General features: G+C 71.8%; 8 protein-coding genes. 2 read left to right on the top strand and 6 right to left on the bottom strand.

Translation table 11 applies throughout. The annotated features are described in order from the left end of the window. From ACTWPW_RS63015 to ACTWPW_RS63000, 4 genes are all read right to left on the bottom strand, one after another. Nucleotides 1-584: ABC transporter ATP-binding protein (locus ACTWPW_RS63015; RefSeq protein ID WP_443174854.1), on the bottom strand; the 584-nt coding region annotated here is incomplete at its 3' end. After that, entirely contained in the window at nucleotides 581-1,444 is an 864-nt protein-coding gene (locus tag ACTWPW_RS63010) for an ABC transporter permease (RefSeq protein WP_443174853.1), read from the bottom strand. The genes ACTWPW_RS63015 and ACTWPW_RS63010, both read right to left, overlap by 4 nt. 7 nt (nucleotides 1,445-1,451) lie before the next feature. Further along, nucleotides 1,452-2,261 (bottom strand): molybdate ABC transporter substrate-binding protein, encoded by an 810-nt coding sequence (gene modA / locus ACTWPW_RS63005; protein ID WP_443174852.1) that lies wholly within the window; start codon nucleotides 2,259-2,261, stop codon nucleotides 1,452-1,454. A gap of 10 nt (nucleotides 2,262-2,271) precedes the next feature. Further along, on the bottom strand, nucleotides 2,272-2,682 hold the full coding sequence (locus ACTWPW_RS63000; protein ID WP_443174851.1) for a TOBE domain-containing protein: 411 nt from the start codon (nucleotides 2,680-2,682) through the stop codon (nucleotides 2,272-2,274). A 111-nt stretch (nucleotides 2,683-2,793) separates the two neighbouring features. Here ACTWPW_RS63000 and ACTWPW_RS62995 point away from each other — a divergent pair, with 111 nt between their 5' ends. Beyond that, on the top strand, nucleotides 2,794-3,384 hold the full coding sequence (locus ACTWPW_RS62995) for a molybdopterin-dependent oxidoreductase (RefSeq protein ID WP_443174850.1): 591 nt from the start codon (nucleotides 2,794-2,796) through the stop codon (nucleotides 3,382-3,384). On the opposite strand, the gene ACTWPW_RS62990 is transcribed toward ACTWPW_RS62995, so the two are convergent. After that, nucleotides 3,329-3,652, bottom strand: coding sequence for a TetR family transcriptional regulator (locus ACTWPW_RS62990; protein ID WP_443174855.1), 324 nt, complete (start codon nucleotides 3,650-3,652; stop codon nucleotides 3,329-3,331). The genes ACTWPW_RS62995 and ACTWPW_RS62990 overlap by 56 nt on opposite strands. A 147-nt stretch (nucleotides 3,653-3,799) precedes the next feature. Further along, entirely contained in the window at nucleotides 3,800-4,495 is a 696-nt protein-coding gene (locus tag ACTWPW_RS62985; protein ID WP_443174849.1) for a DUF998 domain-containing protein, read from the bottom strand. A 144-nt stretch (nucleotides 4,496-4,639) separates the two neighbouring features. Here ACTWPW_RS62985 and ACTWPW_RS62980 point away from each other — a divergent pair. Beyond that, nucleotides 4,640-4,872 (top strand): GbsR/MarR family transcriptional regulator (locus ACTWPW_RS62980; protein WP_443174848.1); only part of this gene is annotated, 233 nt, incomplete at its 3' end.

Raw genomic sequence — 4,872 nt, 5'->3', positions numbered from 1 at the left:
TCCAGGGGGTCGTGGGTGACCAGGACGGTGGCGCCGTCGAAGTCGGCCAGGTGGCGGCGCAGCTGGGAGCGGATCTCCAGCCGGGTGTGGGCGTCGAGGGCGGCCAGCGGCTCGTCCAGCAGCAGCAGGTTGGGCTGCACGGCCAGCGCGCGGGCGAGCGCGACCCGCTGCGCTTGGCCGCCGGACAGCTGCCGGGGTTTGGCGGCGGCGCGGTCGGCCAGCCCGACCCGTTCCAGCAGGGCAGCGGCGGCGCTGCGCGCCTCGGTCTTGGCCACGCCGTGGCAGCGCGGCCCGAAGGCGACGTTGTCCAGCGCCGACAGGTGCGGGAAGAGCAGGTAGTCCTGGAAGACCATGCCGATCGGGCGCTGCTCGGCGGCCAGGGTGTGCAGCGTTCGGCCGTCGAGGATGATCTCGCCCCGTGACAGTCCGGTGAGCCCGGCGAGCGCGCGCAGTGCGGTGGTCTTGCCCGCGCCGTTGGGGCCGAGCAGCGCGACCACCTCGCCGGGGGCCACCTGCAGGGTGAGGTCGAGGGTGAAGGCGGGCCGGGTGACGACCAGGTGGGCGTGCAGTCCGTCGGGCGTCATGGCGCGCTCACCCACCGGTCGCGCAGGCTGGCCAGGATGATCACTGAGACGGCCAGCAGCACGAGGCTGAGCACGATGGCCGCCTCCGGCTCGGTCTCCAGCGCCAGGTAGACGGCCAGGGGCATGGTGCGGGTGGTGCCGGGGAAGTTGCCGGCGAAGGTGATGGTGGCGCCAAATTCGCCCAGCGCCCGCGCCCAGCACAATACGGCGCCGGCCACCACGCCCGGCATGACCATGGGCAGTGTCACCCGCCGGAAAACGGTCCAGCGCGAGGCGCCGAGGGTGGCGGCGGCCTCTTCGAAGCGCTGGTCGGCGCCGCGCAGCGCGCCCTCCACGCTGATCACCAGGAACGGCATCGCCACGAACGCCTCGGCGAGGATCACTCCTGCGGTGGTGAACGGCAGCGTGATCCCGAAGGTGGCCTCCAGCCACTGGCCGGCCACGCCGCGCCGGCCGAGCACGAGCAGCAGCGCGACGCCGCCGACCACCGGCGGCAACACCAGCGGCACGGTCACCAGCGCTCGGACCAGCCGCCGTCCCGGGAACTCCACCCGGGCCAGCAGCCAGGCCAGCGGCACCCCGAGCAGCAGGCACACGAGCGTGGCCACGCTCGCGCACACCAGCGACAGCCGCAGCGCCTCCAGCACGTGCGGCTCGGCCAGCCGCTGCAGCAGCGTGGACCAGGGGGCGCGGATCAGCAGCCCGGCCAGCGGCAGCACCAGGAAGACCAGACCTGCGACGGCGGGCAGCACCAGCATCCACGGCAATCTTCCGGAGACCTCACGGCCCGCGGCCGGCCGACGGGCGGGCCCGCCACGCGGGCCCGCCGAGCCGAGCTGCTCCGGCACAGAAGAACTCATCTCGCGATCAGGGAGTCTCGAAGCCGGCCTTGGTCAGCACGTCCTTGCCCTGCTGCGACAGCACCAGGTCGACGAACTGCTGGGCCGCCTCACCCGCCGGAGCCTTGGTCAGGGTGGCGATGGGGTAGTCGTTGATCGCCTGGTCCGCCTCCGGGAACTCGATGCCGGTCACCTTGCCCGCCGAGGCGATCACGTCGGTCTTGTAGACCAGCGCCGCGTCCACCTCGCCCAGCTCCACCTTGGTCAGGGTGGCTTTGACGTCCTGCTCCAGGGTGACCGGGGTGACCTTCAGCCCCGCCGCGTCCAGCGCCTTGACCGCTGCCGCGCCGCACGGCACCTGCTCGGCACACAGCGCCACCTTCACCTTGGCGTCGGTCAGGTCCTTCAACTCATCCACCTTGGCCGGGTTGTCGGCGGGCACCGCGATCTGCAGCTTGTTACGGACGAACGTGGCCGGCGAGGCCGCCAGAGAGGCGTCGGTGACCGTCTTCATGGTGGCCGGGCTCGCCGCGGCGAACACATCCGCCGGCGCCCCCTGGCCGATCTGCTGCGCCAGCGTCGAGCTGGAGCCGAAGTTGAACCTCACCGTCGTCCCCGGATGCGCGGCCTCGAAGGCCTTGCCGAGCTCGGTGAACGTCCCGGTCAGCGACGCCGCCGCGAACACCGTCACCTCCTTGGCCCCGCCACCAGCGGAAGCCGACGCCGAGGCTGAAGCGGAGGTCGTGGCCGATTCGCCGGAGCCGCAACCGGACAGGCCCGCCAGCGCGAGTACGACGGGCAGGGCGATCGCCCATCGGGTAAGACGCCTGAACACCAAGGGGGGCTCCTCACAAGTGACTGGCCACGCGCTCGTGACCGGGAATCTCCACGACGACGTTGGTGGACTTGATCACGGCGACCGCCACCACCCCCACCTCCAGGCCCAGCTCATCGGCGGCCTGCCGGCTCATCAGCGACACCACCCGAAACGGCCCCGCGGCGATCTCCACCTGCGCCATCACCGCGTCGCGGATCACCTCGGTGACAATCCCGCGAAAGCGGTTACGCGCCGACGAACGGCCGCCGTCGACCGCCTCCACCTGTCCGCGGGCGAAGGCGGCCAGGTCGGCGCCGTTCACCTGCCGGTGGCCGTGCTCGTCCCGCTCGGCCGTCAACCGGCCCGCGTCCACCCACCGGCGGACGGTGTCGGAGCTGACCCCGAGCAGCGCCGCGGCCTCGCTGATCCGAAACGTCGTCACAACCACTCACCATACCTTCCGCACATTCCAGCCTGAATACCCGTCTTACGCCGCAGCAGCGGCATGATCTACGGTTCAGCCATGGCATCCACGAGATCGGAGAACACATCCATGAGGCTCGGTGCCCCCCGCCACTGGGCCGCCACAACTGCACTCGCCACCGCCCTGCTCGCGACGCTGCCGGTCGATGCGCCCGCCACGGCCACAGCCGCAGCCGCGACCGCCGCCGGCCCATCCTCCTCCCGGCAGAGCGCTTTCGGCGCCGTGCCGGTCAAGGTCCGCGGCGAGGTCGCCCAGCCGCGCTGGTTCACCCTCGCTCGACTGCGCAGCCTGCCCCAGCACACCGTCCGCGTGCGCTACCAGACCTCCCACGGCGCCGAGAAGCACACCTTCACCGGCCCGCTACTGGCCGACGTCCTGGCGCTGACCAAGCCCCGCATCGACCCCGACGTCAAGAACGGCCAACTGCGCCTGGTCGTCACCGCCACCGGCTCCGACGGCTACCGCGCCACCCTCGCCTGGGCCGAGACAGACCCGGCCTTCTCCGGCAAGAAGGTCCTGCTCGCCGTCGCCCAGAACGGCAACAAGCTCGACAAACAAGGACCACGCCTGGTCGTGCCCGGCGACGTCAAGGGCGGCCGATACGTCAGCGGCGTAGTCCGCGTGGACGTCGGCACCGCCGACGCGTCCGATCCGGCCTGACCGCCTGCACAAACACTTTCCCCACGCCAGCGCGTCTGGGCGCAGGCCGTAGACCGCTCCGCGCGGGGAGATCAGGCCGGCGTGCCGGAAAGGAGACAGCGTGCCGGATGCCACGACGCACGCCGTCGCCTCGGGCGGCCGGACAGGGTCCTACGCTCACCGGAGGCTGGTAGAAGGCGCCCTTGGACGTGCCGGTCTCGGCCAGCACGTCCTGCACGCTCATCTGCGCATATCCCTGGGTCTGCACGAGGTGCTGAGCGGCCTGCAGGAACGGCTCCCGCCGCGAGGCGTGCGCCGCTGGACGTCCTGCTGCTCATCGCCGTAGTCGCGTCAGCGGTCGGCGAGCGCCGCCGTTTCGTTGACCAAGCGGCACCGAGATCCACCCCGTTTGGCGGCATCGTTCGCCGCACCGGAATCAGTGACGGGTCTTGCCTTCCGAGGACACCGCCGATCCCGCGCGGCTGTCGGCGTGTACGCGGCGCAGGTGCACGGCCACCGCGATCAGCCAGCAGAATCCGGCCAGCAGGGAGAGGTTTTCCAGGAGCCCCGCGGGTGCCGGCCGCCAGAGGCCCAGCGTGTCCAGGCGGTAGGCGATACCGGCGGCGAAGGCGAGGACGATGACGAGGACGCCGGACACCCGGGAGTAGCGGCTCCACGCGCGGCTCGTCTCGCGCAGGCGTCGGGCCAGGACGAACGCGGCGGCGCTGAGCCCGGCGAAGAGCAGGAAACCGGCGAGCTGGTGGACCCGGCCGGCGGTGGTGACGACGTTCGGCTGCCCGGGCGGGTAGCCCAGCGCGGGATCGGTCGGCACCAGCCCGGCCAGGACGAGTCCCGCCGCGGTGGCCGCGAGCAGGATCGGTCCCCAGACGGCACCGCGCCCGCCGCGCAGGGCCTGACGCACTCCGGCGGCGAACGCGGCCAGCAGCAGCCCGCCGAGCACGAAGTTGATGGTCTGCAGCCAGGCGCGGTCGCCGGTGCCGAGCTGGCTGGCGCCGTGGTGCCACAGGCTGTAGCCGGGCCGGGTGGCGCCGTCGGCCCACAGCAGTACCGGCACCAGGACGCCGGCGGCGACGCCGCTGCCGAGCAGCGCCGAAAGAGCGCGAGAGGTCATCAGGAAGTCCTCCTCCTTCTCCGCGACAGCGAACGTCGCGGGCCGACCAGACTTCCCGGCTCGCCCATGGCAGCGCCGCAGAGGGCGCATCTTGTACAGTTATTTTAGCTTATGCTGAAATAACTGCAAGAGGGGGTGGGGCGCGTGACCGACCAGGAAGCGTTGCTGGAGTGGGTCGAGCGGGTGGCGATGTATCTGGCGCGTGACGGCGTGCCGCCGATCGCCGGCCGGGTGCTGGGCTGGCTGATGGTGTGCGACCCGCCGGAGCAGTCGGCCGGGCAGATCAGCGAGGCCATCGGTGCCAGCCGCGCCTCGCTGACCTCCAACCTGCGGCTGCTGTCCAGCATGGGGTTCCTCACCTGGCGCACCCGGCCGGG

The organism is Nonomuraea sp. KM90 (assembly GCF_052246675.1).
Taxonomy (GTDB): Bacteria; Actinomycetota; Actinomycetes; order Streptosporangiales; family Streptosporangiaceae; genus Nonomuraea.
Note: the sequence above shows the minus strand (reverse complement) of the source record. Positions and strands in the feature narration are given on the sequence as shown.

Coding starts and splice junctions, on each gene's coding strand:
- ACTWPW_RS62985 (WP_443174849.1), bottom strand. CDS start 4,495: ATGACCTCTCGCGCTCTTTCGGCGCTGCTCGGCAGCGGCGTCGCCGCC.
- ACTWPW_RS62995 (WP_443174850.1), top strand. CDS start 2,794: ATGAGGCTCGGTGCCCCCCGCCACTGGGCCGCCACAACTGCACTCGCC.
- ACTWPW_RS63010 (WP_443174853.1), bottom strand. CDS start 1,444: ATGAGTTCTTCTGTGCCGGAGCAGCTCGGCTCGGCGGGCCCGCGTGGC.